General features: G+C 42.2%; 1 protein-coding gene and 1 rRNA gene. Both read left to right on the top strand.

Features of this window, described 5'->3' with window-relative positions; all coding sequences use genetic code 11:
• The first annotated feature begins 125 nt into the window (after positions 1-125).
• Positions 126-241: ribosomal RNA gene (gene rrf / locus L5M38_RS24420) — 5S ribosomal RNA — on the top strand.
• Between the two features lie 154 nt (positions 242-395).
• A partial coding sequence (locus L5M38_RS24415; RefSeq protein ID WP_263180558.1) for a helix-turn-helix domain-containing protein occupies positions 396-567 on the top strand: 172 nt, incomplete at its 3' end.

Below are 567 nucleotides of genomic sequence, written 5' to 3'. Positions count from 1 at the left end.
TTTTACAAAGAAGCCTTAGACAGAATATCGACACTTGATGAAGTGTGAACTCAAACAAAGAAAATCAGCTTTCCGAATTATTATTAACGTGGTCCAGTGATGGACACGGTAATAAACAGAATTTGCTTGGTGACAATAGCCTTGTGGAACCACCTGATCCCATCCCGAACTCAGAAGTGAAACGCAAACGCGCCGATGGTAGTGTGGGGTCTCCCCATGTGAGAGTAGGTCATCGCCAAGCGCCTAATTATCTCATTGAGATGTAACCAAGCCAGCTGAATAAGCTGGCTTTTTTACGTCTGCAATTTGTTAAATCCAGCCTAGTGTCTATTCAATTATACCAATTATATTAATTATGTGATCTAATTGGTCATCAGTTTTTAATCATACAAAATATGAATCATCCCCACATCGCAGCCTTAGTAAAATCGGAGAAAAGTGCACGCAAACGTATGCGCTATCTTGCCTTACTCCATTTCACTGAAGGTCATTCTCGTACCGCCATCGCAAGCATGCTTAAGGTCAGTAGAACCAGTGTCAATCGCTGGGTCACCGCCTATTTAACCC

The organism is Shewanella sp. SM101 (assembly GCF_025654465.1).
GTDB classification, from domain to species: Bacteria; Pseudomonadota; Gammaproteobacteria; order Enterobacterales; family Shewanellaceae; genus Shewanella; species Shewanella oncorhynchi.
The sequence above is the reverse complement of the archived record's forward strand: the minus strand, read 5'-3'. Positions and strand labels throughout refer to the sequence as shown.